The sequence below is a fragment of the Micromonospora sp. NPDC050495 genome, from assembly GCF_040655175.1.
Classification (GTDB): domain Bacteria; phylum Actinomycetota; class Actinomycetes; order Mycobacteriales; family Micromonosporaceae; genus Micromonospora.
The window spans coordinates 116233-142754 of sequence record NZ_JBFAJK010000009.1 but is presented as its reverse complement, the minus strand read 5'-3'; the positions used below and the strand labels follow the sequence as shown (position 1 = coordinate 142754).

Annotated in this window: 20 protein-coding genes and 2 pseudogenes; 11 read left to right on the top strand and 11 right to left on the bottom strand. The window is 74.4% G+C overall.

All coding sequences use genetic code 11. The annotated features are described in order from the left end of the window. Position 1: 1 nt before the first annotated feature. On the bottom strand, positions 2-1234 hold the full coding sequence (gene glgC / locus AB0I11_RS12865; protein WP_357318134.1) for a glucose-1-phosphate adenylyltransferase: 1233 nt from the start codon (positions 1232-1234) through the stop codon (positions 2-4). Positions 1235-1329: 95 nt separating this feature from the next. Between glgC and glgA the strand changes: the two genes are divergently transcribed. The 5 genes from glgA (at position 1330) to AB0I11_RS12840 (ending at position 9288) form a co-directional block, all read left to right on the top strand. After that, positions 1330-2538, top strand: a complete 1209-nt coding sequence (gene glgA / locus AB0I11_RS12860; RefSeq protein WP_357318131.1) for a glycogen synthase — start codon at positions 1330-1332, stop codon at positions 2536-2538. A gap of 136 nt (positions 2539-2674) precedes the next feature. Continuing rightward, positions 2675-3403, top strand: a complete 729-nt coding sequence (locus tag AB0I11_RS12855; protein ID WP_357318128.1) for a class I SAM-dependent methyltransferase — start codon at positions 2675-2677, stop codon at positions 3401-3403. Between the two features lie 131 nt (positions 3404-3534). After that, a complete protein-coding gene (locus AB0I11_RS12850; RefSeq protein WP_357318124.1) occupies positions 3535-5631 on the top strand; it encodes a maltotransferase domain-containing protein in 2097 nt (698 codons plus the stop codon). Continuing rightward, complete coding sequence (glgB, locus tag AB0I11_RS12845) at positions 5619-7721, top strand: 1,4-alpha-glucan branching protein GlgB (RefSeq protein WP_357318120.1); 2103 nt, start codon at positions 5619-5621, stop codon at positions 7719-7721. Before AB0I11_RS12850 ends, glgB begins: the two co-directional genes overlap by 13 nt. 76 nt (positions 7722-7797) lie before the next feature. After that, entirely contained in the window at positions 7798-9288 is a 1491-nt protein-coding gene (locus AB0I11_RS12840) for a M48 family metallopeptidase (RefSeq protein ID WP_357318117.1), read from the top strand. Between the two features lie 332 nt (positions 9289-9620). Here AB0I11_RS12840 and AB0I11_RS12835 read toward each other — a convergent pair whose 3' ends face one another. Further along, the gene (locus AB0I11_RS12835) at positions 9621-10661 is read right to left on the bottom strand and encodes a phosphatase domain-containing protein (protein ID WP_357318114.1); all 1041 of its coding nucleotides are present in this window, start codon (positions 10659-10661) and stop codon (positions 9621-9623) included. Positions 10662-10790: 129 nt separating this feature from the next. Here AB0I11_RS12835 and AB0I11_RS12830 point away from each other — a divergent pair, with 129 nt between their 5' ends. The 4 genes from AB0I11_RS12830 to AB0I11_RS12815 all read left to right on the top strand — a co-directional run bounded on the left by AB0I11_RS12830 (position 10791) and on the right by AB0I11_RS12815 (position 15221). Next, a complete protein-coding gene (locus AB0I11_RS12830; protein WP_357318111.1) occupies positions 10791-12401 on the top strand; it encodes a hypothetical protein in 1611 nt (536 codons plus the stop codon). Between the two features lie 16 nt (positions 12402-12417). After that, positions 12418-13221 (top strand): peroxide stress protein YaaA, encoded by an 804-nt coding sequence (gene yaaA, locus AB0I11_RS12825; RefSeq protein ID WP_357318109.1) that lies wholly within the window; start codon positions 12418-12420, stop codon positions 13219-13221. 94 nt (positions 13222-13315) lie between these two features. Beyond that, positions 13316-13987, top strand: a complete 672-nt coding sequence (locus AB0I11_RS12820) for a hypothetical protein (protein WP_357318106.1) — start codon at positions 13316-13318, stop codon at positions 13985-13987. 262 nt (positions 13988-14249) lie between these two features. After that, a complete protein-coding gene (locus AB0I11_RS12815) occupies positions 14250-15221 on the top strand; it encodes a TAXI family TRAP transporter solute-binding subunit (protein ID WP_357318103.1) in 972 nt (323 codons plus the stop codon). 259 nt (positions 15222-15480) lie between these two features. Here AB0I11_RS12815 and AB0I11_RS12810 read toward each other — a convergent pair. The 6 genes and pseudogenes from AB0I11_RS12810 to AB0I11_RS12785 form a co-directional block, all read right to left on the bottom strand. Beyond that, positions 15481-16842 (bottom strand): annotated as a pseudogene (locus AB0I11_RS12810) (HAMP domain-containing sensor histidine kinase); the annotation flags it as partial. Positions 16843-16852: 10 nt separating this feature from the next. Continuing rightward, complete coding sequence (locus AB0I11_RS12805; RefSeq protein WP_357318258.1) at positions 16853-17521, bottom strand: response regulator transcription factor; 669 nt, start codon at positions 17519-17521, stop codon at positions 16853-16855. A gap of 106 nt (positions 17522-17627) precedes the next feature. Beyond that, positions 17628-18116 (bottom strand): YdeI/OmpD-associated family protein, encoded by a 489-nt coding sequence (locus AB0I11_RS12800; RefSeq protein WP_357318255.1) that lies wholly within the window; start codon positions 18114-18116, stop codon positions 17628-17630. A gap of 392 nt (positions 18117-18508) precedes the next feature. Further along, positions 18509-19357, bottom strand: a pseudogene (locus AB0I11_RS12795) (DUF6596 domain-containing protein); the annotation flags it as partial. Then, complete coding sequence (locus AB0I11_RS12790) at positions 19354-19749, bottom strand: YciI family protein (protein WP_357318100.1); 396 nt, start codon at positions 19747-19749, stop codon at positions 19354-19356. The pseudogene AB0I11_RS12795 and the gene AB0I11_RS12790, both read right to left, overlap by 4 nt. A gap of 103 nt (positions 19750-19852) precedes the next feature. Next, positions 19853-20569 (bottom strand): DUF998 domain-containing protein, encoded by a 717-nt coding sequence (locus tag AB0I11_RS12785; protein ID WP_357318097.1) that lies wholly within the window; start codon positions 20567-20569, stop codon positions 19853-19855. Positions 20570-20770: 201 nt separating this feature from the next. Between AB0I11_RS12785 and AB0I11_RS12780 the strand changes: the two genes are divergently transcribed. Beyond that, complete coding sequence (locus AB0I11_RS12780; protein ID WP_357318094.1) at positions 20771-21109, top strand: DUF952 domain-containing protein; 339 nt, start codon at positions 20771-20773, stop codon at positions 21107-21109. A gap of 155 nt (positions 21110-21264) precedes the next feature. Further along, positions 21265-21816, top strand: a complete 552-nt coding sequence (locus tag AB0I11_RS12775) for an acyltransferase (RefSeq protein WP_357318091.1) — start codon at positions 21265-21267, stop codon at positions 21814-21816. A gap of 106 nt (positions 21817-21922) precedes the next feature. On the opposite strand, the gene AB0I11_RS12770 is transcribed toward AB0I11_RS12775, so the two are convergent. The 3 genes from AB0I11_RS12770 to AB0I11_RS12760 are packed head-to-tail and all read right to left on the bottom strand — an operon-like array spanning position 21923 to position 26345. Next, positions 21923-23206 (bottom strand): nucleotide sugar dehydrogenase, encoded by a 1284-nt coding sequence (locus AB0I11_RS12770; RefSeq protein WP_357318088.1) that lies wholly within the window; start codon positions 23204-23206, stop codon positions 21923-21925. A 5-nt stretch (positions 23207-23211) separates the two neighbouring features. After that, on the bottom strand, positions 23212-24780 hold the full coding sequence (locus tag AB0I11_RS12765) for a glycosyltransferase (RefSeq protein ID WP_357318085.1): 1569 nt from the start codon (positions 24778-24780) through the stop codon (positions 23212-23214). After that, on the bottom strand, positions 24777-26345 hold the full coding sequence (locus AB0I11_RS12760) for a glycosyltransferase family 4 protein (protein WP_357318083.1): 1569 nt from the start codon (positions 26343-26345) through the stop codon (positions 24777-24779). The genes AB0I11_RS12765 and AB0I11_RS12760 overlap by 4 nt, the downstream gene beginning before the upstream one ends. Positions 26346-26522: the final 177 nt, after the last annotated feature.

Below are 26522 nucleotides of genomic sequence, written 5' to 3'. Positions count from 1 at the left end.
ATCAGGCCTCGACGCGCTGGCCCTTGCCGACGACGACGATGCCGTTGTCGGAGACGGTGTAGCGCTGCCGGTCCTTTTCCAGGTCGACGCCGATCTCGGCGCCCTCCGGGACGTAGACGTTCTTGTCCAGGATGGCCCGGCGGACCACCGCGTGCCGGCCGATCTCGACACCCTCCATGAGCACCGCGCCGTCCACGTGCGCCCAGGAGTGCACCTTCACCTTCGGCGCGACGATCGAGTTCTCCACCAGCGAGCCGGAGATCACCGCGCCGGGCGAGACCATCGAGGCGACCGCACGGCCGACTCGCTCCCCCCACTGGTGGACGAACTTGGCGGGTGGGAAGGGCGGCTGCTCCGTGTAGATCGGCCAGTCGAAGTTGTAGAGGTTGAAGACCGGGTGCACGTTGATCAGGTCCATGTGCGCGTCGTAGAAGGAGTCGAGGGTCCCCACGTCCCGCCAGTAGCCGCGGTCCCGGTCGGTGCTGCCGGGCACCTCGTTGTCCTTGAAGTCGTAGACGTTGGCCTCGCCCCGCTCGACCAGCATCGGGATGATGCTGCCGCCCATGTCGTGCTTGCTGCTCTTGTCCGCGGCGTCGCGCTCGACCGCCTCGCAGAGCGCCTTCGTGCTGAACACGTAGTTGCCCATCGAGGCGTAGATCTGGTCCGGCGCGTCGGGCAGCCCGACCGCGTCGGTGGGCTTCTCGCGGAACGCGCTGATCCGGCGGCCGTCCGCGCCCACCTCGATCACGCCGAATTGGTCGGCCGTCGACAGCGGCTGGCGGATGCCGGCCACCGTCACCCCGGCGCCGGAGGCGATGTGGTCGTCGACCATCTGGCGCGGGTCCATCCGGTAGATGTGGTCGGCGCCGAAGACGATCACATAATCGGGCTGCTCGTCGTTGATCAGGTTGAAGCTCTGGTAGATCGCGTCGGCCGAGCCGGCGAACCACCACGGGCCGCGGCGCTGCTGCGCCGGCACCGGGGTGACGTAGTTGCCGAGCAGGGTCGACATCCGCCACGTCTTGGTGATGTGCCGGTCCAGCGAGTGGGACTTGTACTGGGTGAGCACGACGATCTTGAGGAAGCCGGCGTTCGCCAGGTTGGAGAGGACGAAGTCGACCATGCGGTACATCCCGCCGAAGGGGACGGCGGGCTTCGCCCGGTCCGTGGTGAGGGGCATCAGGCGCTTGCCCTCCCCGCCGGCCAGGACGATCGCGAGCACCTTGGCAGCCATGCCCAGACGCTATCCATCCCGCCCCGACTTCACCACTCGTACGGGCACAGTTCCGCAGCCGGTGCGGGGTGGCGAACTGCACTAGGGTGCCGGTCATGACGTCTTCGGCACGGCTGCGCGTGGACCTGCTCACCCGGGAGTATCCACCGGAGGTCTACGGCGGCGCCGGGGTGCACGTCGAGTACCTGGCCCGCGAGCTGCGCCGGCTCGCCGACGTGCGGGTGCACTGCTTCGGCGCGCCCCGCACCGAGCCGGGCGTCACCGCGTACGCCGAGCCGGCCGCGCTGGCCGGCGCGAACGCCGCGCTGCGCACCATGGGCGTGGACCTGGAGATGGCCGCCGGGGCCGCCGGCACCGACGTGGTGCACAGCCACACCTGGTACGCCAACCTGGCCGGGCACACCGCGAAGCTGCTGCACGGGGTGCCGCACGTGGTGACCGCGCACAGCCTGGAGCCGCTGCGCCCGTGGAAGGCCGAGCAGCTCGGCGGCGGCTACGCCCTCTCCTCCTGGTGCGAGCGGACCGCGTTCGAGGCCGCCGACGCGATCGTCGCGGTCAGCGCCGGGATGGCCCGCGACGTGCTGTCCGCGTACCCGGGCATCGACCCGGACCGGGTGCGGGTGGTCTACAACGGCATCGACACCGCCCAGTACGCCCCGGACCCGGGCACCGACGTGCTGGACCGGCTCGGCATCGACCCGGCCCGTCCGAGCGTGGTCTACGTCGGCCGGATCACCCGGCAGAAGGGCCTGCCGTACCTGCTGCGCGCGGCCCGCGAGCTGCCCGCCGACACCCAGCTCGTGCTGCTGGCCGGCGCCCCCGACACCCCGGAGATCGCCGCCGAGGTGGAAGCTCTGGTCGCCGAGCTGCGGGCGAACCGCTCCGGGGTGGTGTGGATCGCCGAGATGCTGCCCAAGCCCGAGGTGATCCAGGTGCTCACCCACGCCACGATCTTCGTCTGCCCGTCGGTGTACGAGCCGATGGGCATCGTCAACCTGGAGGCGATGGCCTGCGAGACGGCCGTGGTGGCCACCGCCACCGGCGGCATCCCCGAGGTGGTCGCCGACGGCGAGACCGGCCTGCTGGTGCCGATCGAGCAGGCCGCCGACGGCAGCGGCCGGCCGCTGGATCCGGCGCGGTTCGTGTCCGACCTGGCGGCGACGATCAACGACCTGCTGGCCGAGCCGAAGCGGGCCGAGGAGTTCGGTCTCGCCGGCCGCCGCCGGGCGGTGGAGCACTTCTCCTGGGACGCCATCGCGCAGCGCACGCTGGACGTGTACCGGTCGGTGGGCGCCGCCGGCTGACCGTCGTCCGACGCGGGTCCGTCCCGGCCGTGGGCGCGCTTCGACGCCGCTCGCCCGGGTGCTCAACACCGGTCGAACACGACCTCGACTGACGGCACGGACACCCATCACGCCGGCCGCCGGATACAGTCCCCGGGTGCCGGATGCGATCTTCGCCCACCCTCGTCTCGCGCCGGTCTACGACGCGTTCGACGGCGACCGGGACGACCTGGCCGCGTACCTCGCGGTCGCCGACGAGGTGGGCGCGCGGGTGGTGCTCGACGTCGGGTGTGGGACAGGGAACCTGGCTCTGCTGCTCGCCCGCCACGGCCGCACCGTTGTGGGCGTCGACCCGGCCGAGGCGTCCCTGGCGGTCGCGCGGGCGAAGGATCCGACGGGTCGGGTCCGCTGGCTGCCCGGCGACGCCACGACGCTGCCGCCGCTGCACGCCGATCTGGCCACGATGACCGGGAACGTGGCCCAGGTCTTCTGCACCGACGACGACTGGGCGCGCACCCTGCGGGGCGTGCACGACGCCCTGCGGCCGGGCGGTCACCTCGTGTTCGAGACCCGGCGTCCCGAGCGGCGTGCGTGGGAGGAGTGGGCGGCGGACACCGCGCCGGTCACCCGGGACGTGCCGGGGGTCGGGCCGGTGCGACGGCGGCTCGAGGTGACCGCTGTCGCACTGCCGCTGGTGTCCTTCCGGTACACGTACCGGTTCCTGGCCGACGGAGCGGTCGTCACGTCGGACTCGACGCTGCGGTTCCGCGACCGGGACGAGGTCGAGGCGAGCCTGGCCGCCAGCGGCTACCGGACGGTCGACGTGCGGGAGGCACCCGACCGCCCCGGGCGGGAGTTCGTGTTCGTGGCGCGCCGGGCGGACTGATGGCTCCCCGCCGACGCGGCCGTTCGCGCGCGACGGCGACCGCCGGGACGCGCGCTCGGGCGCGCCGAGGGCGGTGCCGGGGATCTGGGTGCAGCCGAGCGCGAGAGGATCTCGGGCAGTAGGTTGAACCGGTGACTGGACGGTTCCCGATCGAAGACGTCTCTCCTGTCGTCGCCTGCGGTCGCTACCCGGCCAAGGCGGTGGTCGGCGAACCGGTGCCCGTGTCGGCCCGCGCCTACCGTGAGGGGCACGACGCGCTCGGCTGCAACGTGGTCTGGCTCGGCCCGGACGGCGCGGCCCGCCCGTTCACCCGGATGCGCCCCGGCGAGCCCGGCCAGGACCGCTGGCACGCCACCATCCGCCCGGACGCCGTGGGGACCTGGCGGTTCGCCGTGGAGGCGTTCCAGGACCCGTACCTGACCTGGCAGAACGCGGTCACCAAGAAGGTCGCCGCCGGCCAGGGCCCGGCCGAGCTGGCCAACGACCTGGCCGAGGGGGCCCGGGTGCTGACCGCGGCCCTCGAACTCGTCGAGCCGGCCGACCGGAAGCGGATCCGGGCGGCGCTGGACGCGCTGGCCGACACCGACCTCGACCTGCCCCGCCGGGTCGGCCCCGCGCTCGACCTGGCCCCGCTGCTCTGGGACCACCCGGTGCGCGAACTGGTCACCACCGGCGAGGAGCACCAACTCTGGGTGGACCGCCCCCGGGCGCTCTTCTCCGCCTGGTACGAGTTCTTCCCCCGCTCCGAGGGCGCGATCCCGGCCACCGTGGACGCGCCCGCCCGGTCCGGCACCTTCGCCACCGCGATGGAGCGCCTCCCCGGCGTCGCGGCGATGGGCTTCGACGTGCTCTACCTGCCGCCGATCCACCCGATCGGGCGGGTCAACCGCAAGGGCCGCAACAACGCGCTCACCGCCGGCCCGGACGACGTCGGCTCGCCGTGGGCGATCGGCGCCGCCGAGGGCGGCCACGACGCCATCCACCCCGAGCTGGGTACGCCGGAGGACTTCCGCGACTTCGTCGCCGCCGCCGCCGAGCACGGCCTGGAGGTGGCGATGGACCTGGCGTTGCAGTGCGCCCCCGACCACCCGTGGGTGACCGCGCACCCGGAGTGGTTCACCACCCGGGCCGACGGCAGCATCGCGTACGCGGAGAACCCGCCGAAGAAGTACCAGGACATCTACCCGCTGAACTTCGACAACGATCCCGAGGGCATCCGGGCGGAGATCCTGCGGGTGGTGCTGCACTGGGTCGGCGAGGGCATCAAGATCTTCCGGGTCGACAACCCGCACACCAAGCCGTTCGACTTCTGGCACTGGCTGATCGGGGAGGTCAAGAAGGTCGACCCGGACGTGCTCTTCCTGGCCGAGGCGTTCACCCGCCCGGCGATCATGCACGGGCTCGGCAAGATCGGCTTCACCCAGTCGTACACCTATTTCACCTGGCGCACGACGGCGGCGGAGATGCGGGCGTACTGCGCGGAGCTGGTCGCGGCGGCCGACCACATGCGGCCCAACTTCTGGCCCAACACCCCGGACATCCTGCACGAGTCGTTGCAGCACGGCGGCCCGCCGATGTTCAAGATCCGGGCGGTGCTGGCCGCGCTGCTCTCCCCCTCCTGGGGCGTGTACGCCGGCTACGAGCTGTTCGAGCACGTCGCCCGGCCGGGCGCCGAGGAGTACCTGGACAACGAGAAGTACGAGCTGCGCCCCCGCGACTGGGCCGGGGCGCAGGAGCAGGGCCGCTCCCTGGCCCCGTTCATCGCCACCCTGAACCGGGTCCGCCGCGCCAACCCCGCCCTGCACCAGCTGCGCAACCTGCACTTCCACGAGATCGACAACCCGGCGTTGCTCTGCTGGTCCAAACACGACCCGGACACCGGCAACACGGTCATCGTGGTCTGCTCGTTCGACTCGCGCGCCGTGCAGTGGGGCAACACCACGCTGGACATGCCGGCCCTCGGCTTCGACTGGCACGAGCGGTTCACCGTGCACGACGAGCTGACCGGGACCAGCTACGACTGGGGGCAGCGCAACGCCGTCCGGCTCGACCCCTACCTGCAACCCGCGCACGTGCTCACCGTGCGGCGGCCGGCCCCGCCCGCCGCCGCCGAGGCGCCGCCCCCGGCAGCGCCCGACCTGACCGTCGAGGACGTACCCGCCGACCTCTCCGGCGGCACCGCACCGACCGCACCGGCCGCGAAGGACGACGCACGATGGACCAGCTGATCGCCGGCGAGGCGCACGACCCGCACGCGGTGCTCGGCGCGCACCCCGCCGACGGGCACACCACCATCCGGACCCTGCGCCGGGGCGCGGCCGACGTGGCCGTGCTGGTCGACGGCGACCGGCACCCGATGAAGCGGGTGCACGACGTCGGCGTCTTCGAGGCCGTGCTCCCCGGCGAGGTGCTCGACTACCGGATCGAGGTCGACGGCACCCCGCACGACGACCCCTACCGCTACCCGCCCACCCTGGGCGAGCTGGACCTGCACCTGATCGGCGAGGGCCGGCACGAGCGGCTCTGGGAGGCGCTCGGCGCCCGGGTCTTCGACGAGGGGGTGGCGTTCAGCGTCTGGGCGCCCAACGCCCGCGGCGTGCGGGTGGTCGGCGACTTCACCGGCTGGGGGCCCGACGACGGCTGGCCGATGCGCTCGCTCGGCTCCAGCGGGGTGTGGGAGATCTTCGTGCCGGGCGCGTCCGTGGGCAACCGGTACAAGTACCGGGTGCTCGGCGCCGACGGGCACTGGCGGGACAAGGCCGACCCGCTCGCCGCCCGGACCGAGCTGCCGCCGGCCACCGCGTCGGTGGTGCACCATTCGGCGTACGAGTGGCACGACGGCGACTGGTTCGCGCGGCGGGCCCGGCGCCAGGCGCACCAGGAGCCGATGAGCGTGTACGAGGTGCACCTCGGCTCCTGGCGGCCCGGCCTCGGCTACCGGGAGCTGGCCGAGCAGCTCACCGCGTACGTCACCGAGCTGGGCTTCACCCACGTGGAGTTCCTGCCGGTGATGGAGCACCCGTTCGGCGGCTCCTGGGGCTACCAGGTCACCGGCTACTACGCCCCGACCGCGCGCTTCGGCGACCCCGACGACTTCCGTCACCTCGTCGACCGGCTACACCAGGCCGGCATCGGGGTGATCCTCGACTGGGTGCCGGCGCACTTCCCGAAGGACGAGTGGGCCCTCGCCCGCTTCGACGGCACCCCCCTCTACGAGCACCCCGACCCGCGCCGCGGCGAGCACCCCGACTGGGGCACCTACGTCTTCGACTTCGGCCGGCGGGAGGTGCGCAACTTCCTGGTCGCGAACGCGCTCTACTGGCTCGACCAGTTCCACGTCGACGGGCTGCGCGTCGACGCGGTCGCCTCGATGCTCTACCTGGACTACTCCCGCCAGGAGGGGCAGTGGGCGCCCAACGTGCACGGCGGCCGGGAGAACCTGGAGGCCATCGCGCTCCTCCAGGAGGTCAACGCCACCGTCTACCGGCACCACCCCGGCGCGGTCATGGTCGCCGAGGAGTCCACCGCCTGGCCGGGGGTGACCAAGCCGACCAGCTCCGGCGGGCTCGGCTTCGGCTTCAAGTGGAACATGGGCTGGATGCACGACACCCTGCTCTACACCTCGAAGGACCCGATCTACCGGCAGCACCACCACCATCAGCTCACCTTCTCCCTGGCGTACGCCTGGAGCGAGAACTACGTGCTGCCGATCAGCCACGACGAGGTGGTGCACGGCAAGGGCTCGCTGGCCGGCAAGATGCCCGGCGACACCTGGCAGCGGCTGGCGAACGTGCGCGCGCTGCTCGCGTACATGTGGGCGCATCCCGGCAAGCAGTTGCTCTTCATGGGCTGTGAGCTGGCCGACGACCGGGAGTGGAGCGAGGAGCGCGGCCTCGACTGGTACCTCACCCACGACCCGGCCCGGGCCGGCGTGCAACGCCTGGTCGGCGACCTGAACCGGATCTACCGGGCCACCCCGGCGCTCTGGGCGCAGGACACCGAACCGGCCGGTTTCCGCTGGATCGCCGGCGACGACGTCGCCAACAACGCCGTCTCGTTCATCCGGATCGCGCCCGACGGCGCGACCCTGGTCTGCGTGGCGAACTTCTCCGCCCTCCCGCTGGAGGGCTACCGGGTCGGCCTGCCGGCCGGCGGCGCCTGGACCGAGCTGCTCAACACCGACGCCCACCACTACGGCGGGTCCGGGGTGGGCAACCTCGGCGCGGTGCACGCCGAGGACGTCCCCTGGCACGGCATGCCCGCCTCGGCGGCGCTGCGCGTCCCGCCGCTGGGCGTGCTCTGGCTGCGCCGCGACTGAATCGACACCTGAGGAGTCTTGTCCTTCACCCCTCCCCTCGATACGGTGCTCGCCGCACAACGGGGAGGAAGATCACATGAAGACATCACTGCGGGCGGCGCTGTCCGTCGTCCTGCTCATCGGCTTCTACGTCCTGACGGCCGGCCTGGTGGTCGCGCTCACCATCCTGGGGTTCGGCGGGGGCGAATACCTCGACATCGCCGGCTCTACCGCCACCCGCGGTTTTTTGCTCGGTGCCGCGTTCTTCCTGCTCTTCACCGTCGTCTACATCACGGGCTGGGTGCTCCTGGTGCGCCCGTCCCCGCCGGTGGGGGTGCGGCTCACCCCCGAGCAGGCACCGGAGCTGTGGCGGATCGTGCGTGACCTCGCCGCCGGGGTCGCCGCGCAGGAGCCGGACGAGATTCGGCTGGTCGCCGGAGCGCACGCCGCAGTGACCGACAGCAGCCGACTCCTCGGGCTAATTCCCGGCCGGCGCCGGGTGGTCCTCGGGCTGCCGCTGCTGCGGACGTACACCGTGGACCAACTTCGGGCCGTCCTCGCCCACGAGTTGGGGCACTTCTCCCGCCGGCACAGCAGGACTGTGCTGCTGGCCCACGGCGGGCGGACGACGGTGGTGGAGATCGCCCGCCATACCCATCTCTTCCTCCTGCGCGGGCTGCTCACCGGGTACGCCCGGCTCCACGTCGCCGTCGAGCAGGCGGTCAGCTGGCAGATGGAATACGAGGCCGACCGGTACGCCGTCTCTGCCGCCGGGCGGGACGCGATGACCACCGCCCTGCGCGAACTCCGGGTGGTGGCAACCGGCTGGGAGGAGTACCTGGCGCACCACGTCACTCCGGCTTACGAATCCGGCCACCTTCCGGAGGATCTGTTCGACGGGTTCGCGACGTACCTGGCCGCCCGGCGGGAGCAGGTCCGGCAGCGCAGTGTCGAGGTGGCCCCGACCGAGCCAGCGTGGTGGGACACCCACCCGTCGATCGGCGAGCGGATCGCCGCCCTGCGGTTCGTCCGCGACGTACCCGTCGCCGCCGACGGACGGCCCGCGACCGACCTGCTCCTCGATGTCGACGCGACGAGCCGGGAACTCCGGACGAGTCTCTTCGACCACGCCGGAGTCCAGCTGCTGCCCTGGGACCGGCTCACCCCCGCCCTGGCCTGCCAGGCCGCCCGAGGCCTGGCCCACCCGCTGTTCCAGGCGGCCACCGGGCTTACCGGACGAGCCGACGCCGACCTCGACCTGCTGCTCGACCTCTTCGCCGCCGACCGGTACGCCGACCTCGCTGAGAGACTCAGCCCGGACGCCGACGCCGAGTCGGCTCTGGACGCGTTGACCGCGGCCTTCGAGGGCGCGGTCGAGGCGGCGACGGTCGATTCCGGTGCCGCCGCCTGGCGGCACTCCTGGACCGGGCCGCCGGAGCTCCTCACCACCAGCGGTGAGCCGTTTCCCCTGGGTGAAATCGTGGAACTGGCGGCGGATCCCGCCACGGTGCCGGCGGCGCGCGAACGCCTCGCCGCGCTCGGCGTCCGCACTTCGGCCACCACGCCGACCGGAATCGTCACCGCCTGAGCCCGCTCCCCGCCTCCCACGGCGCCACGCGTGGCACGGGCTGGTGGAGGCACCACTTCTTGGCGATATGCCGCTGAGTCATATTTATGCCTCAGCGGCATATCGCTCTCACCTTTTCTGCCCGGCGAACGACGCTACCGTCCGTCACGGACCCCCGGCCGCAGCGGCCGGGCGAGCCCGACGGGCCGCAGCGGGCCGGACGCCGGTCATCCGGGTGGCGGGAACGACGGCGCCGCTGCCCGGGGCTGGCGCGTGGGGTGGGCCGGGTCGCACTCGACTTCCTGCGGCCGTCCGGCCGCCCGGCGTCGTCCGGCCGCCCGGCGTCGTCCGGCTCAGACCAGGCCCGCCTCGCGGAGCAGTTTCCAGAGGCCGGCGCCGTCGGGCGCGGCGAGCCACTTCTGCCCCACCGGGCCGGCGGAGGGCCGGTCCGGCGGGGTGGGCAGGCTGCCGGCCAGCACGGACTGGGTGGGCGAGAGCCGACGGATCGCCACCCCGGCCACGTTGTCCGGGTGGGCGGCCGCGAACTCGCGGTAGATCTCCTGGTCGTGCTGCCCGTCGTCGCCGATCAGCAGCCACCGCACGTCGGGGAACTCCCGGGCCAGCCGGGCCAGGGTGGCCCGCTTGTGCTCCCGGCCGCTGCGGAACCACCGGTCGGCGGTCGGCCCCCAGTCGGTGAGCAGCAGCGGCCCGGCCGGGTAAAGGTGCCGGGAGAGGAACCGGGTCAGCGTCGGCGCCACGTTCCAGGCGCCGGTGGAGAGGTAGAAGACCGGCGCGCCGGGGTGGGCGGTGACCAGCCGCTCGTACAGCACGGCCATGCCGGGGACGGCGGCCCGGGCGTGCTCGTCGAGGACGAAGGTGTTCCAGGCGGCGAGCAGCGGCCGGGGCAGCGCGGTCACCATCACCGTGTCGTCGATGTCGGAGAGGATGCCGAACCGGACATCCGGGTCGAGGATCCGGACCAGGGCGTCCACCGGCTCCGCGTCGGGGACGCTCAGCCGCACACAGCCCCAGCCGGGGGTGAAGTCGGCCTCGATGACGGTGTCGACGAAGCCGCTGCGGTCGGCGGTCACCTCCCGGCGTACCCCGCCGGCCTCGATGGTGACGGTGGCGTACTTGGCCGGCAGGGTGGCGAAGCTGCGCCAGCCCCGGACCTTCTCCAGCCGGCCCCGCTGGCGGGTGTCGGGGCGGCCGAGCAGCACCCGGCAGAGCACCCGCGCCCAGCCCGGTGCGCCGTAGCCGGCGTACGCGATGATGTTGGCCTGCCATCCGGTGCGGCGCAGCCGGCGCTCCACCAGGCCGTGCACGGCGTCCTCGATCCGCGCCGCCCGGTGCAGCTGCGGCACGGCCAGTTGGTCCGGTGGTGTCGGTGGCACGCTGCCACCCTGCCACAACCCGGGGGACCCGGCCACGCGAGTGGGGCCGGGCGGAGTGCGCGGATCCTCCCCGCCGCCGCCCGACGCCGTGAAAAACTGCGGTCGCAGGCGACGACGGGGGCGTTGGTCGTGTCGACACCAGTGCGGGACCCCAGGCGACGGCGTCCGACGCTCGACCGGCCGGCGCTGGTGGCGCTGCTGCTCGGCGTGGCCGGGGTCGGCTACCGGCTGGTCCTGACGCTGCTGACCCTGCCCACCTCGAACAGCGACGAGGCGACCTTCGGCCTGGCCGCCCTGCACATCGCCACCGGCCACGAGCGGCCCGTCTTCCTGTACGGCCAGCGCTACATGGGCATGCTGGAGTCCTACCTGGCGGCCCCACTGCTCGCGGTCGCCGGGCCGAGCTGGCCGGTGCTGCGGCTGCCGCTGCTGCTGCTCTACGCGGTGTTCCTCTGGCTGGCGTACCGGCTGACCCGCCGGCTTCTCTCCCCCTGGCTGGCCACCGCCGTGGTGGGCCTGCTCGCGCTCGGCTCGGAGCGGGTGGTGCGGGACCAGCTCACCGTGGTGGGCGGCCGGCCGGAGGTGAAGCCGGCGGTCCTGGCCATGCTGCTGATCGCGCTGGCCCTGGCCGACGACCGGGTACGGCACCGCTGGCTGGCCACCGGGGCGTTCGGGCTGCTCGCCGGGGTGGCGCTCTGGTCCGACTGGCTGATCGCGCCCTACCTGGCGGTGGCCGGGCTGGTGCTGGTCTGGGCGGTGCCCCGGGAGCTGGTCGGCTGGCCGGGCGTGCTGCTGCTGGGCGGGTTCCTGATCGGCCTGGCCCCGATGATCAAGGACAATCTGATCGCCCCGGACGGGCAGGACTCGCTGTCGGTGTTCCGGGAGATCAGCACCAAGGACGGGCTGGCCCCGACGCTCACCGAGCGGCTGCACGGCGGGCTGCTGGAGGGGGTGCCGCTGGCGACCGGCCTCTGTCCGATGGACGGCTGTGCCCGCTGGGCGGGCTGGTTCGGGCTGCTCTATCCGCCGCTGCTGCTGGCCGCCGCCGGGCTCGGGCTGGTCGCCTACCGGCGGGCCACGGAACCGGCCGCGCGGGTCCGGGCCGTGGCGATCCTCGCGCTGGTCGTCGGGGCGGTGCTCACCCTGCTCGGGTACGTCCGCAGCCCGCTGTCGGCCACCGACCCGCTGGGCAACGCCCGCTACCTGTCGGTGCTGCAGCTCTCGCTGCCGGCGGTGCTCTGGCCGCTCTGGCTGGCCGCCCGGTACGCCTGGCGGGGCACGGCCGGGACGCTGGCCCGGCTCGGCGGCGCCCTGGCCACCCTGGTGCTGGTCGCGCTGGCCGCCGCCACGCTCGCCGGCACCGTGGCGTTCGTCGCCGACGCGCCGTCGCTGCGCGCCGAGGAGCGGCAGGCCCGCGAGCTGGCCGGCGCGGTCCGCCGGGCCGGCCTGCACGAGGTCTACTCGGACTACTGGACCTGCAACCGGTTGATCTTCAACACCGGCGAGCGGGTGGTCTGCGCGGTGCTGGACGGCAACCTGACCCCGGGGCAGAACCGCTACCCGGCGTACTGGAAGCGGGTCGGGCGGGCGCCCCGGCCGGGGTACGTGGTGCCGGTGGGCTCATCGGCGGAGCGGGGGCTGCGCCGGCTGCTCGGCGACCGGGCCGACGCCGCCGTGGTGGCCGAGGCCGGCGGCTATCGCGTGTACCACCCGGAGAGCGCCGTGCGACCGTGGCGCTGAGCCGGGGCCGTAATCTGTGCCGGTGCTCATCCTGCTGCCCCCGTCCGAGGGGAAGGCCGAGGCCGGCGCCGGCCGGCGGCTGGACCTGTCCCGGCTGGCCCTGCCGGAGCTGACCCCGGCCCGGGACGAGGTGCTGACCGCCCTCGTCGCGCTCTGCGCCGGGCCGGACGAGGCGGCGGCCCGCGCCGCCCTGGGCCTCAGCGAGGGCCAGCGCGACGACCTGCGCCGCAACGCCCGGCTGCGGCAGGCCGCCACGGCGCCGGCCGCGAAGATCTACACCGGGGTGCTGTACGAGGCGCTCGACCTGGCCTCGTTGCCGCCCACGGCCGACCGGCTGGCCCGCCGCAGCGTGCTGATCAGCTCCGGCCTGTGGGGCGCGGTCCGGCTCACCGACCGGATCCCGCCGTACCGCTGCCCGATCGGGGCGAAGCTGCCGGGGGTCGGGGCGCTGTCGGCGTACTGGCGGCGGGCCCTCGCCCCGGCGATGGCGGCGGCCGCCGGCGCCGGGCCGGTGCTGGACCTGCGCTCCGGCGCGTACGCGGCCACCTGGACGCCGCGCGGCGCGCTGGCCGAGCGCACCGTCACCGTGCGGGTGCTGCACGAGCGTGCGGTCGACGGGGTGCCGGCCCGCTCGGTGGTCAGCCACTTCAACAAGGCCACCAAGGGGCGGCTGGTCCGGGACCTGCTGACCGCCGGGGCCCGGCCGCGCACCGCCGCCGCCCTGGTCGGGGCGCTGCGCGAGCTCAAGTACCAGGTCGAGGAGCAGCCGCCGGTGGCCGGCCGGCCGCGCCAGGTCGACGTCGTGGTGACGGAGCTGTAGCCGCAAATTTTGCTCAAGGCTCGGGCGCAGCGGTTCCGCCCCGGCGGCGGCGGGGCCACCGTAAGGGAACCCCGACGTCGACAAGGAGCACCTGATGGCCCCCGAGCCCGTGACCCTGCTCGACCGGCCCCGCCCGCCGTCGACCCCGCCGCCGCTGGACTGGCCGACCGTGGTCGACGCGTTCGAGGTCGCCTGCCTGCTGCGCTGCACCCCGCCGCCGGCCACCGATCCGCGCCGTCCGGGCGCCGACACGTACCGGGGCGGGGTCGCCGAGTTCAACCGGGAGGACGCGGCACGCCGGTTGCGGCAGCTGCTCGGCCGCCTCGCCGTGCCGGTCGAGCACGAACTGGCCACCGGCGGGCTGCGCCGCCGCTACGAGGTGCACCGGCTGTCCGTGCCGCGCGAGCACCGGCCGGCGTACGCGACGCTGTTGGAGGCCGGCTGGCGGCAGGGCCGGCGGGAGCTGCTCGGCGGCCCGGTGCCCGGCGCCTCACCGGCCCGGCGGGTGTGGCGGCCCCGGCTGGCCGCCGCCGCCTGGCGGGCGGCGCTGCTGGCCGGCGGGCGGCACGTACGCCGGCACAGTCTCGGCATCCGGCTGGCCGACCGGGACCTGGCCGCCGTGCTGGTGCGCGGCGCGGCCCTGCTGGACGTCCCGGCGATGCTGCGGCCGGGCGCCGGTTGTTTCGTGGTGAGCGTCGCCAACGGCCCGCACCGGGCCCGGATCGTCGACAGCGCGACGCTCGCCCCGCCCGTGACCGCCTGCTGAACCGCGCCCGGCGGCCACCCGCGACCGCGCCGCCGGGGCGCACCCCTCCGCTCCGGGTGGGCGGGGCCCCCACCGGGACCGGGGCTCCGCTCCCCCGGCCACCTGCCGGTACGCCGGCGCCCGCCGGGGTCCTCGGCGGCGGCCACCGGGGCCGCCGCCGAGGCCACGGTGCGGGAGGAGGTGGCCGTGGCGCGGCTGCGGCCGGGCCGTGCCGCCCGCCACCCCGGCCCGGGCTTGCGCGGCGGGCGGTGCACGGCGCACAGTGCAGCGCGTGAGCCGACACTGGTCCGTGCCCGGACGACGCCGGGTCGCCGCGCCGCTCGCGCTGCTCGTCCTGCTCGGGTCGGCCCTGGCCGCGCTGGCCAGCTGCCGGGACGAGCCGACCGAGCCGGTCCCGATCCGGATCGCCACGGGCAGCCCGACCGCCGTCTACCACGCCTTCGGCCAGTCGCTGGCCGCCATCCTCAACCGGGAGCTGCCGGGGGTACGCGCCAGCGTGGAGGTCACCGCCGCGTCCGCGCAGAACGTCCGGCTGGTCGGCGCCGGCGCGGCGGAGCTGGGGTTCACCCAGGCCGACGTGCTGCCCCCGCGTGCCCCCGAGCACCCCGCCGTGCTCGCCGTGGCCCGCGTCTACGACGACCTGCTGCACCTGGTCACCACGGCCGGCGGCCCGGTACGCACCCTCGCCGACCTGCGCGGCCGACGGGTCTCGGTGGGCGCCGACGGTTCCGGCACCGAGGTCACCGTGAAGCGGCTGCTCGCGGTGGCCCAGCTCGGCGGCGACCGGGTCCGCCAGGAGCACCTCGGCCTGGACGACTCGGTGGCCGCGCTGCGGGCCGGCCAGATCGACGCGTTCTTCTTCTCCGGTGGCCTGCCGGTGCGCGGCGTCGCCGAGCTGGCCGGCCGGACCAGCGTGCGGATGGTCGATCTGGGCGAGTGGACCGAGCCGCTGCGCCGCGCCTACGGGCAGGTCTACGTGACCCGGGACATCCCGCACTCGGTGTACCGCACCGATCCGATCAGCACGGTGGCGAACCCGAACTACCTGATCGTCCGGGCGAACCTGCCGGAGTCCCTGGTGCGGGACGTGACCCGGCTGCTGATGGAGCGCCGGGAGGAGCTGGCCGCCGCGCATCCGGCCGCCGGCCGGATGAGTCCCCGCGCCGCGATCGTCACCGCTCCCCTGCCGCTGCACCCCGGCGCGGCCGCCTGGTACCGCGCCAGCAAACCCTGACCCCGGCGCCCTCAGCCGGTGCCGACCGGTGCCCTCAGCCGGTGCCGACCGGCGCCCGCGCCGGGCCGCCCGGCGGGGTCTGCTCCCCGTCGACGGTGGGCCCGTCCGGGGCCGGCCCGTCCGGCGCCGGTGCGTCCGGGCCTGGTTCGTCCGGCGCCGGTTCGTCCGGGGCCGCTTCGTCCGGGGCCGCTTCGTCGAGGGCCGGTTCGTCGAGGGCCGGTTCGTCGAGGGCCGGTTCGTCGAGGGCCGGTTCGTCCGGCGCGGGGAACCACAGCTCGGCGACCAGCCCCCGCGGCTCGGCCTGGCGCATCACCAACCGGCCGTCGGAGGCGTCGACCAGCACCGCCACGATGGTCAGGCCCAGCCCGACCCCGTCCACGTTCTGCGCGTCGGGCGCCCGCCAGAACCGCTCGGTGGCCTGGTCGAGCTGGCTGGTCGTCATGCCGGGGCCGGTGTCCCGCACCGCCAGCGCGACCCCACCGTCGGCCGCCCGCACGGTCACCGTCACCTCGCCCCCGGCCCCGCTGAACTTGACCGCGTTGTCGATCAACGCGTCGAGGGCCTGGTCGATGGCGGTCGGCACGGTCCGGGCGTACGCCGGGGCGGCGGCGGTGTCGAACCGCAGCGCGACCGAGCGGTGCCGGGCCAGCGGCAGCCAGGCCGCCACCCGGGAGGCGGCCACCTCGGCGGCGTCGACGGTGACCCGCTGGTTCTCCTCACGTTCCGCCCGGGCCAGGGTGAGCAGCGCGTCGAGCACGGTGGCCAGTCGGTCGGTCTCCTCCAGGGCCAGCCGGTGCTCGGCGCGGCCGTCGGCGTCGGTCAGGCTCGGCCCCAGCTCCTCGACCCGCAGCCGCAGCGCGGTCAGCGGATTGCGCAGCTGGTGGCTGGCGTGCGCGACGAAGGCCCGCTGCCGGTCCATCACGTCGGAGACCGCGTCGGCCATGTGGTTGAAGCTGGTCGCGAGCCGGCGCAGCTCGGGCGGGCCGAGCCGGGGACGCACCCGGGCGGTCCGGTGCCCCTCGGCGATCTCGTGGGTGACCGCGTCCAGCTCGGTGACCGGGCGCAGCACCCAGCCGGCCAGCCCGAACGCGGTGGACACGCAGGCCAGCACGGCGAGCAGGCCGATGCCGGCGAGCAGCAGCCACCAGGCGGCGATGGTGCGGCGTACCGAGCCGGCCGGGGTGGCGGTGACCACGGCGCCCAGCACCTCGCCGCCGTCGTTGATCGGGACGGCCACCACCAGCGGCCCGTCCCCCCACGGCCACACCGACTCCGGCCCGCTGGACTGCTGCCCGGCCAGCGCGGTGTCCAGCGCCTCGTCGGCGCGCCGGCCGAACTCCCAACTCCCCGAGGCGACCACGGTACGCCGGTCCCGGTCGACCACCGCCGCGCCGATGCCGTACAGCCCGTCGTAGGCGGCCAGCTCCCCGTCCAGCGGGCCGGGCCCGCCGCCGCGCAGCGCCGGGCCGGCCAGCGAGGCGAACCGGGTGGCGTCGGCGAGCCGGTCGGCGCGGACCCGGTCGGTCTCCCGGGTGGCGAGGGTGGCGGCCAGCGGCGTCTCCAGGGCGAGCAGCACAAGCACCATCAGCAGCAGGTAGCTGATCACCAGCCGGCGCCGCACCGAGGACTCCTCACTCGCCGCGGAGCCGGTAGCCGACCCCGCGTACGGTCTCCACCAGCGTCGGGTCGCCGAGCTTGCCGCGCAGCGAGCCGACGTGCACCTCCACCGTGTGCCGGTCGGCCCAGGTGGTGCCCCAGACGTCCAGCAGGATGCGTTCCCGGGGCACCGCGACGCCGGGCTGCCGGGCCAGCGAGAGCAGGATGTCGAACTCCTTGCGGGTCAGCGTGACGCCCCGGCCGGCGACGCTGACCGTCCGCCCGCCCACGTCGATGCGGACCGGGCCGGCCTCGATCAGGTTGCGCTCCGGCGCGGTGTGCGCGGCCCGGCGCAGCACCGCCTCGATCCGGGCCTGCAACTCCACCATCGAGAACGGTTTCACCACGTAGTCGTCCGCGCCCAGCCGCAGGCCGAGCACCCGGTCGCGTTCCTCGCCGCGGGCGGTCACCGCGATGATGCCGAGCTGGCTGCTGCGCCGGCGCAGCTCCCGGCACACGTCGGTGCCGTCCCCGTCGGGCAGGGTCAGGTCGAGCAGCACCAGGTCGCAGGGGGCGGCGGAGAGGGCCGCCTCGACGGTGGCCGCGTGCTCGACCTGGTAGCCGCGCCGGGTCAGCGCCGACGAGAGGGCGGCCGCCACCCGCCGATCGTCCTCGACCAGGAGGATCCGCACCCGTGCCTCCATCCGCTCGACGTGCCGCCCTGGAATGGTGGCAGACGCGGCGGCGGTACGGGAGGGGCGGTTGCCGGTCAGCGGGCGGCGAACCCGTCGGCGGCGCGGCGTCGGCGCCTCACGCCGGGTGGAGTCCCTCGATGGCCTTGGCGAGCCGGCGCTGCCGGGTCTCGGCGGTCTTGGCGCCCTCGAGCTGCTGGACCAGCGCCCTGCGGCGGCTGGGCGACAGGGCGTCGAACGCCCGACCGGCCGCGCTGTCGGCCCGCAGTGCGGCGGCGAGGTCGTCGGGTACGGCGACCTCGCGGGGCTGATCGTCGAGCCGCAGTTCGACGTCGACCTCGTCGCCGGCGCTGATCCCGGCGGCGGCGCGGTGCTCCGCGCTGACCGGCAGCTTGTGCACGCCGCCCATGGATCCGAGCGTGCTCCGGTACGTGTGACCGTTGATCTGGACGACGACCGGGGCCGTTTGCCGGCTCCCAGCGCCTCGACGATCCGGGCGGGCACCTCGATGCCGGTGGCGGTCCTGCCGTCGAGCTGGAGCGTGGCGCGGAAACGCATGAGCGGGTACTCCTCTTCGGGTTCGGGGGTTGGTGTCTGGTCGGCACACGCCGCGGCCCGGCGCAGGAACAGGCGGCGTTCGCTGTCGTTCCGGCTCAACCGCGCGGCCTGCTCGAACTCCCGGCGGGCGGCGGTCAGGCGGCCCTGCCGGGCCAGCAGTTCGGCGCGGACGGCGGACAGCTGCGGATAGCCGCGCAGGGCCTTGTCGTCGGCGAGTTCGGCGACGAGGTCGAGCCCGCGCTGGGGGCCTTCGGCCATGCCGACGGCGACCGCGCGGTTGAGCAGCACCACCGGGGACGGGGACACGTGGGCGAGCACCGTGTACAAGGCGGTGATCCGCTTCCAGTCGGTGTCGGCCGTGGATCGGGCCCGGGCGTGGCAGGCGGCGATCGCGGCCTGCACCGTGTACGGGCCACCACCGAGCCGCTCGGCGTGGGCCAGCGATTCCAGGCCCTGCCGGATCGACAGCCGGTCCCAACGGCGCCGGTCCTGGTCGCCCAGCAGCACCGGCTCGCCGGCGGCGTCCGTGCGGGCCACGAGCCGGGAGGCGTGCAGCTGCATGAGGGCGAGCAGGCCGTGGACCTCAGGTTCGTCGGGCAGCAGGCCGGCCAGGACCCGGCCCAGCCGGATCGCGTCGGCGCACAGTTCGGGGCGGGTCCAGTCGGCGCCCGCGGTGGCCGTGTAGCCCTCGTTGAAGATCAGGTAGATGATCCCGAGGACCGCGTGGAGCCGGTCGGGAAGCTCCGCGCGGCTCGGCAGTTCGAAGCCGACCCGGTTGTCGGTCAGCGCCCGCTTGGCCCGGGAGATCCGCTGACCCATGGTCGCCTCCGGCACCAGGAAGGCGCGGGCGATCTCGTCGGTCCGCAGACCGGCGACCACGCGCAGGGTGAGCGCCATCTGCGATTCGGCGGAGTTCACCGGATGGCACGCGGTGAAGATCAGCCGCAGCAGGTCGTCCCGGATGTGATCGTCGAGGGCCTCGTCCATCTGGTTCATCGGGTCCTCCAGCCGGCGCTGGTCGATCTCCCGGCCGACGTCGGCGAGTTTGCGGGCGTAGGTGACGCTCCGCCGGACCTGGTCCACGGCCAGGTGCTTGGCCGTCGCCATCAACCACGCGCCCGGCTTCTCCGGCACCCCGGATTCGGCCCACTGCCGCAGCGCCACCTCGAAGGTGTCCTGGGCCAGGTCCTCGGCCAGGCCCAGGTCGCCCAGCCGGCGGGCCAGCGCGGCGATCAGGCGGCCGGACTCGATCCGCCAGACCGCCTCGATCGCCGCTCCGGTGTCCGTCACGCCGACTGCCGGCCGCCGTCAGCCGCCGCCGGTGGGCCGAAGTCCTCCGGGCCGAAGACCTTCAGCACGTCGGCCTCGCCCTCCCAGCCGGGCCACCGGTCCCGGTGCAGGGTCATGAACCGGCTGGTCCACTCGGTCGCCTCGGCGCGGGAGCGCACGTCGTACAGCGCGTAGCTGATCAACTCCTTCGACTCGGCGAACGGCCCGTCGGTGACGCTGAGCTGGCCTCCGGCCAGCGCGACCCGGGCGCCGGCCGCGCTGGGCTGCAATCCGGCGGTGTCCAGCAGCGCGCCGGCGGCGGTGGCTTCCGCCCCGAGCGCCATGATCGCCTCCATCAGGTCCGGCGGTGGCGGTGTCGACGCGTTCGACTTCAACAACACGAGATAACGCACAACATGCTCCCTGGTGAGATCTCAGTCCTGGTCGGTGATGATGCCGGTTCCCCGGTGGTCCGGCCGACCCCCTGATCGGTGGCGGCGCGGAGCGGCGGCGGCGTCAGCGCGGCGCGGCGGCGGCGTCCGCGGCAGCGTCGCGGGCGAACTCCCGCGCCGACCATTCCGCCAGCCACACCCAGCCCAGGATCACCCCGGCGGTGAGCACCAGGGTGCCCCACGGCTGGCCCGACGCCGCGGCGGCGAACCCGACCAGCACTCCGGCCCCGCAGATCCGGGACCACCGCGCGCGGCCGCGCCGATCCTCCCGCGCGGCCCGGCGCCCGGACAGCAGGCAGGCCACGGCCAGGCAGACGAACGCCATCCCACCGAAGACCAGGTGCAACGTGCCGTGCGGCGTCGGGTGGACCGGCGCCCCGTCCGGCGTCCCCAGCGGGAAGCCGAACATCGGATCGGCCCGGAAGACCCCGGCCCCGACCAGGCCCGAACCGTATCCCCCGACCAGGAGCGCCGCTGCCCGTCCCGGACGGCCGCCGGCCCGCCACAGTCCCGCCGCCGCGGCCGTCACCAGCACGCCCGCCAGCATCAGGTTCGCCGCCTGGATCCACCCGCCGGGACCGTTCGCCAACAGGCTCCAGTCGTGCCGGGCCAGGTCGAACCCGTCGCGGGTCAGGGCCTGCGCGAGCGACACCACGACGTAGAGCGGACCGGCCAGCACGCCGTAGCCGAGCAGCGAACGGGTGACCCGCCCGGCCGGCGTGCACCCGCCGCGTACCGCGCCGTCCCGCAGCCGCGGGGAGTCGAGAACCGCAGTCTTCATGGCAACCTCCCGGGAACCACCGGCCGGTCGAAGCACCGGCCGCGTCAGGAGGTCATCGAACGGGCGGACCCGATTTCTACATCCGGTCGGAAAAATCCTGGGAGCGGTTCGCCACCGTGCCGTGGCCGACCACCGACGGACCGCGTCGTGCCCCGGCTGAGCAGGGCGGATCCCCCGACCCGCCGGGGCTAGGCTGCGGTGATGATCTACAAGATTCTCTCCTCCGGCGAGTGGGAGCAGGCCCGGGCGGCCGGCCGGTTCACCGGCACGGAGCTGGACCGGCAGGACGGCTTCATCCACCTCTCGGCCGTAGACCAGGTGGTGGAGACGGCCCGGCGGTTCTTCGCCGGGGCCACCGGCCTCACCGTGCTCGCGGTGGACCCGGACCGGCTCGGCGACGCGCTGCGCTGGGAGGCGTCCCGCGGCGGGGCGCTCTTCCCGCACCTGTACGCGCCGCTGCCGGTCGAGGCGGTGGTGACGGCGCACCCGCTGCCGGTGGACCGGCCGGCCGCCGACGCGGTGGCCGAACTGCTGCCCTGACGGCTCGCTATGCTGCGTCAGCCCGCGCCGACACGGGGGACGCCTCCCGGGCGGCCGGGCGGTCCTGGCCCGGGCGGGGCCGCGCCGATCGACCGGCACGGTCCACCCGGCAACCGACGGCGCGACGGCGCGCCCCGCGACGATGCGAGTAGACAATGACTGACACCAACGACCGGTCCGCCTCCGTGTTCGTCCACCCGACGGCCGACGTGGAGGCCGGCGCCCAGGTCGGCGACGGCACCAAGGTCTGGCACCTGGCCCACATCCGGTCGAGCGCGCACATCGGCGCCGGCTGTGTCATCGGCCGCAACGTGTACGTCGACGCGAACGTCTCGGTCGGCGACCGGGTGAAGATCCAGAACAACGTCTCGGTCTACCAGGGGGTGACCATCGAGGACGAGGTCTTCGTGGGCCCGTGCGCGGTGTTCACCAACGACTTCCGGCCGCGCGCCCAGAACCCGGACTGGACGATCACCCCGACCCTGGTCCGCCGGGGCGCCTCGATCGGCGCCAACGCCACCCTGGTCTGCGGGATCGAGGTCGGCGAGTACGCGATGATCGCCGCCGGCTCGGTGGTGACCAAGGACGTCAAGCCGTACCAGCTGGTGGCCGGCAACCCGGCCCGGCCGAAGGGCTGGGTCGACGAGAAGGGCGAGGTCGTCTCCCGCGACGTCGACAACCCGCCGGCCGGGCTGACCCAGGGCTGACCGGGCCGCCGTACCCGGCCACGGCCGGGCTGCTCGCTCCCGGCCGGCCGCCGACACACCGCGGGCCCTGACCGATCCGGTCAGGGCCCGCGTCCGTGCGGCGGGGTCAGCCGCCGATGACCACCCGGCGCACGCCGGTCCAGCGGGCCGGGTCGGTGACCCGGCGGCCGTCGACCAGCACCGTCACGCCCGGCAGGTCGGCCGGGGCGAGGGTGCGGTACTCGGCGTGGTCGGCCTGGATGACCGCCGCGCCGACCGGCTCGCCGTCGTAGCCGGGCAGGCCGTGCGCGGCCAGTTCCTCGTTGGTGTACATCGGGTCGGAGACGTACGGGGTGGCGCCCCGCTGGCGCAGCGCCTCGACGGTCGGGAAGACCCCGGAGAAGGCGGTCTCCTTCACCCCGCCCCGGTAGGCCGCCCCGAGCACCAGCACGCCCACGCCGGTCAGGTCGCCGTACGCGGCGGCGAGCAGGTCGACGGCGTAGTCGGGCATGGCGGCGTTGGCCTCGCGGGCCGAGCGCACCACGGTGGCGGCCGGGTCGTTCCAGAGGTACATCCGCGGGTAGATCGGGATGCAGTGCCCGCCGACCGCGATGCCCGGCTGGTGGATGTGGCTGTACGGCTGGGTGTTGCAGGCCTCGATCACCTTGGTGACGTCGACACCGACCGTGTCGGCGAACCGGGCGAACTGGTTCGCCAGGCCGATGTTGACGTCCCGGTAGGTGGTCTCGGCGAGCTTGGCCAGCTCGGACGCCTCGGCCGAGCCGAGGTCCCAGACGCCGTTGGCCCGGTTGAGGTCGGCCCGCTCGTCGAAGTCCAGCACCGCCTCGTAGAAGCGGACGCCGTGCTCGGCGGACGCCTCGTCGATGCCGCCGACCAGCTTCGGGTAGCGGCGCAGGTCGGCGAAGACCCGACCGGTGAGCACCCGCTCCGGGCTGAAGACCAGGTGGAAGTCGGTGCCGGCGGTCAGGCCGGAGCCCTCCTCCAGCATCGGCGCCCAGCGGTTGCGGGTGGTGCCGACCGGCAGGGTGGTCTCGTAGCTGACCAGGGTGCCCGGCCGCAGGCCACGGGCGATGGCCCGGGTGGCGTCGTCCATCCAGCCGAAGTCCGGCACGCCGTCGGCGTCCACGAACAGCGGCACGACCACGACAACCGCCTCGGCCTCGGCGACCGCCGCGGCGGTGTCGGTGGTGGCGGAGAGCAGCCCGGCGGAGACGGCCTCCTTGAGCTTGGTGTCCAGGTCGGTCTCGCCGGGGAACGGCACCGCGCCGTCGTTGACCAGTGTGACGACCCGCTCGGAGACGTCCGCTCCGATGACCCGGTGCCCCTTCGACGCGAACTGCACGGCGAGCGGCAGTCCGATCTTGCCGAGGGCGACGACGCAGATGTTCATGACTTCTACTTTCCTCCTAGTGGGAGCCTGCGCTGCAGGCGGGCCATCAGCCTGCGCGGCGTCACAGGTGCTACGGCGATCACGAGCTGACCCTTGTGGTTCGTGGTGGTGGTGATGACGTGCAGCCGGGCGCCGTGGCGCACCACGGACCGTACCGGCACCGGCCGCCGTGGCCCGCGCAGCGCCGCCGACCCGGTGGCGCCGAGGGCGGTCACCTGGGCGGAGACGATGCGCAGCTCGCCACCGGGGGCGACGGTGGCCAGCACCCGGCCCAACGGTATCCGGGCCCGGACGGTGGTGCCGGTGGCGTCGGCGGCGACCGCGAGCGTGACACCGGCGACGTCCCCGGCGCAGAGCCGGATGTCGGAGGCGCGTTCCGCGAGGTCGGGGCGGGGGCTGCGGGCGGTCACCAGCAGCGCGCGAGCGCCGGCCCGGCCCCCCTCGAAGGTGGCCGAGACGGTGTCGAGGCGGGCCAGCCAGTCGGCGACCGTGTCGGTGATCTCGAACCACGGGTCCGGGACGGCCAGCCGGGGATCCCGGAACCCCGGATAGCCGGCGTACCAGCGGTCGCCGTCCAGCACGGCCGGCGGGATGCCCAGCTCGGCGTCCTGCCGGATCACCGCCAGCAGGTCGTCGAGGTCGCCGTGGCGGGCCGCGCCGAGCCGGACCCGGGCCTCGACCGGGAGCCGGTCCCGGATGTCGTCGGTGAGGTACTGCCGGGCCAGCTCCCGGACCCCGGCGCGCACCTGCTCCTGGACGTCCCGCGTCAGCAGCAGGAAGTCGTTCTCCAGGAGCTTGGCGACCTCCCAGGTGAAGTGCCGCAGCAGCACCGCGTCGCGCCGCTTGCCGGGCTCGATCAGCCCGGCCACGAACCGGACGAGTTCCTCGGCGCAGCGCAGCCGCTCCAGGTGCCGGCTCTTGTAGGTGATGTTGCGGGCGTTCAGCCGGCGCACCGCGTAGTAGTAGTCGTAGTCGGCGAGCACCGAGATCCGCCGGGCCCGGAAGCACGCCTCGATGGTGAACGGCTGGTCGCTGCCGACCGGCATGTCCTCCGGGTAGCGCAGGCCGTGACGTTCGATCAGCTCGCGCCGGAACAGCTTGGTGTTCGACAGCGACCACGGCAGGGCGGAGTCGAAGAGGTCCACGTCCGGCTCGGTGGCCGCGAAGATCGCCTGGTGGATGTGGCGGCTGTTGACCCCGACGGTACGGCCGAGCACGACGTCCGAGCCGTACCGGTCGGCGGCGTCGACCAGCCGCTCCAGCGCCTGCGGCCCGAGGTAGTCGTCGGAGCCGATGAAGAAGACGTACCGACCGGTGGCGTGCTCCAGCCCGACGTTGCTGGGCTGCGCGGGCCCGCCCGAGTTGGCCTGGTGGATGACCTTGACGGTGCCGGGGTGCAGGCGCGCGAAGCGATCCAGTTCCCGGCCGCTGCCGTCGGTGGAGCCGTCGTCCACCGCCACGACCTCCAGCCGGTCCCGCCCGATGCTCTGCTCGACCAGCGAGGTCAGGCAGCGGGTCAGATACGGCATGGTGTTGTAGACGGCGGTGATGACGGTGACGTCCGGCTGGGTCACGTGCCGGCTCCGACCGCCGGCTGCACCTCGTCCGCCCGGCCGGCCGCCCCGGGGGCCGGGCCGGCCGGTGCCCGCTCCGGCAGCAGCCGGCGGTACACCGCGTCCATCACCTCGGCCTGGGCCTCCCAGGTCCAGCTCTCCAGCAGCCCCGGACGGTCGTACGCGGCCCGGTAGCGGTCCGGCTCGGCCAGCACCGCCCGGACCGCCCGCACGTAGTCCGCGACGTCCTCGGCCCGGAACACCTCGCCCTGGCCGGTGTCGCGCACCGTGCCGGCCATCGTCTTCACGTCGCTGACCACCAGCGGCAGCCGGGCGTGCGAGTACTCGAAGAACTTGGTGATCAGCGCGATCTCGTGGTTCGGCCAGTGGTGGATCGGGATGACCCCGGCGTCCGCCGCCGACAGGAACGGCACCACCTGCCAGTGCGGCACGTACGGCAGCGCGTGCACCCGGTCGGCGACGCCGAGCCGGGCCGCCCGGGCCAGCACCCCGGCGACGTACGGGCCGGTGGGCTTGTTGACCACCAGCGCCACGTGCACCCCGGGCAGCTGCGGCAACGCCTCGACCATGATGTCCAGGCCGCGCTGCTTCATGGCCGCGCCGCTGTAGACCAGCAGCGGCGTACCGGGCCCCACGCCGCAGCTCGCCCGCAGGTCCGGCACGGGAGCGTCGGTGACCCGCTCGCCGTGCTCGGCGGCGGGCGCGTTCAGCACCACGTCCGGCAGGGTGGCCAGGCCGTGCTGGCGCTGGAGCAGCTCGGCCAGGCTGGCCGAGACGGTCATCACCGCGTCGGCGTACGGGGCGTACTCCCGCTCGTGCGCGACGTGCGCGGGCAGCCAGCGGGCGTTGTCCTGCCACGGCTTGAGGCCAGGAAGGAACTCGTGCGCGTCCCAGACCAGCTTGATCTCGCGGCCCTGGGCGGCGGCCCGGATCTTGGCGCGGGCGCCGACCCCGAGCATCCGGAAGTCGTTGGCGTGGATCAGGTCCGGTCGCAGCTCGTCGACCACCGGCCCGTAGCCCAGCTCGTAGTCCCAGAGGCCGGGCTCCAGCCGGCGCCACGCGCGGTCGCCGCGCACCGCCTGCCAGAACAGCGTGTAGGCCCGGTCCCACGGGTTGCGGAACCGGCGCCGGCGGCGGGCCTGGGTGAGCATCCAGTACCGCAGCGACACCCACTTGCCGGCGACCTTCGCGGCGGCCTCCTCGGCGCGCAGCGCGCGGCGGCGCAGCGCGAGGCGGGGCTGGCCGGGGTCGGCGACCGCGAGCTGGGCGGCCCGGACCGCCAGGTCGGCCCGCCAGGCCCGGACGGCCTGCTGGCGGTGGGCGGCCAGCCCGCTCGGCGGGTACGCCAGCGGCCAGCGCAGCCAGGCCCGCCGGAACTCGTGCCGGCGGCGGGCGAGCGGGTCGGGCATGGCCAGCAGCCGCACCTCGGCCCGGCCGAGCTGCCAGGTCTGCGGCAGGCCGCCGGGTGAGCGGCCGAGCAGGATGACCTCCCAGCCCGCGTCGGCGGCCGAGCGGGCGGCCTTCTGCACCCGCGAGTCACCGTTGACGCCGTTGTCGACCAGCATGACGACGCGTCCGCGGTGTCCGGCTGCCGCAGCCGTACCGTCAGATCCCATTACCGCCCGTCTCCGTTGCGCCTGCACCCCTGCCGAGCGGCGAGTCTACGCCAGCCGGTCCGCCATTCAGGACGCACACCGGGCGGCAGATCGCCCCCATTTGTGGCGGTCGTCACCCGCCCGCCG